Origin of the sequence: Nioella ostreopsis (assembly GCF_004000255.1) — a bacterium.
Classification (GTDB): Bacteria; Pseudomonadota; Alphaproteobacteria; order Rhodobacterales; family Rhodobacteraceae; genus Nioella; species Nioella ostreopsis.
Genome location: NZ_RCIQ01000066.1, coordinates 1 through 1,666, shown reverse-complemented (window position 1 = coordinate 1,666; position 1,666 = coordinate 1). Strand labels below are relative to the sequence as shown.

Below are 1,666 nucleotides of genomic sequence, written 5' to 3'. Positions count from 1 at the left end.
GCCTGAGTTCGTGTTATTCGATGACGAACTCACTGTTATCGCCTTTCCCCTCGCCGATATTGCCTGACCGCCGGGGTTCGGGCCAAGTGTTGGTCATCGGCAAACGCAACACCGCAGACGCCGCCCACCAACACCACAAACCGCGACACCCGCATCATCACATTCACCCTCGTCCCAAGCGACACCATCAACCCAAAAGGACTTTTCAAATGACCATCGCATCCACCCTGAAGACCGCCGCTCTCGCCCTCGCCATCGCCCTGCCCGTCGCAGGGGCAGCCGCCGCCGGTGGCTCCTATGTCAACGTGCAACAGTATGGCTACGGCAACGCCGCCGGTGGCGCTCAGACCGGCTGGTACAATGACATGACCATCTACCAGGACGGCGCATGGAACACCGCCATCGCCACCCAGGACGGCCACTGGAACCAGACCGTGATCGGCCAGCAGGGCTGGGGCAACTCCGCCTCCTCCTCCACCTACGGCTCCGGCAACGTCACCGGTGTGGCCCAGATCGGCGCAGGCAACAGCGCAGACACCACCCAGTGGGGCAACGGCAACGCCGTCGGCGTGATCCAGGTCGGCAACGGCAACTCCGCCTCCTCCACGCAGGTCGGCCATGGCAACGTCGCGGTGATCGTCCAGAACTGATCCCGACCGGCCCGCGGGGGGCTCTCTCCCTCGCTTCCCCCCCGCGGGCCTCCCTTTTCCGGCCATCCTCCCAGGCCATCAACCCAAGGACAAGACCCATGACCCTCCCCCTTTCCCCTCGCCGGTTCCTTCCCGCGGCCCTGATCCTGGCCGGGGCGGGTCTCGCCGCAGCCTGCACCACCGCCTCGGTCGCGCAGGAAACCGCCGCCCCCTTCGCCTGCCAGATCTCGGTCGATGACACCGGCCGCAGCACCGCCTTCCGCGGCCTTGTGCAGGCCACCGNCTTCGCCTGCCAGATCTCGGTCGAGGACACCGGCCGCAGCACCGCCTTCCGCGGCCTTGTGCAGGCCACCGAGAGCCTCTCGGGCAGCTACAGCTTCTCGCTTGCAGGCCGCGGCACCAATATCCGCCAGGGCGGCGCCTTCACCGCCCGGGCCGGCGAAACCGTGACCCTCGGCCAGTCGATGCTGTCAGGCGATGCCGCCGATTACGACGCTAGCCTGAGCCTGACCGTGAACGGCGAGACCTATCGCTGCCGCGCCGTCGAGACCGAGCTCTGAGCGCCCGAAAAAGATTGAACCTTCGACTTAGTGTAGCCGACACACATTCAGAACCGCCCCCATAGCCCAAGGAATTTGACCCATGATCCGCAAGACCCTCACCGCCGCAACCCTCGCAATCGCAACCCTCGCCGCCCCCATGGCCATGGCCGGAGGCACCATCTCCTTCGAAGTGAACCCCTCGAACGCCGATGAAGCCAACGCCATCCGCTTCGGCCTCGCCCTCTACCAGATCGCCAATGGCGCCGACCCCGCCCATGTCTACCAGAACGGCAATGGCAACGGCGCAGGCATCGGCCAGTCCGGCGGCGGCAACACCGGCGTCATCCACCAGGAAGGCAACGGCCACCACGGCACCCTCGCCCAGAACGGCTGCGACAGCTACGGCATCTTCCAGTTCGGAAACGGCGCAAACGCAAACGTCGCTCAGGGCAACGGATGCCAGACAGGACTCCT

Annotated in this window: 3 protein-coding genes; all 3 read left to right on the top strand. The window is 66.0% G+C overall.

Annotated elements, in window-relative coordinates:
- Positions 1–209: 209 nt before the first annotated feature.
- Positions 210–650, top strand: coding sequence for a hypothetical protein (locus tag EP237_RS22800; protein WP_071692071.1), 441 nt, complete (start codon positions 210–212; stop codon positions 648–650).
- A gap of 98 nt (positions 651–748) precedes the next feature.
- A complete protein-coding gene (csgH, locus tag EP237_RS23755; RefSeq protein ID WP_127563099.1) occupies positions 749–1,210 on the top strand; it encodes a curli-like amyloid fiber formation chaperone CsgH in 462 nt (153 codons plus the stop codon).
- Between the two features lie 82 nt (positions 1,211–1,292).
- Positions 1,293–1,666: curlin (locus EP237_RS22790; protein ID WP_127563098.1), on the top strand; the 374-nt coding region annotated here is incomplete at its 3' end.

Bases quoted from the DNA above. Each gene is read 5' to 3' on its own strand.
- EP237_RS22800 (WP_071692071.1), top strand. From the start codon at position 210: ATGACCATCGCATCCACCCTGAAGACCGCCGCTCTCGCCCTCGCCATC.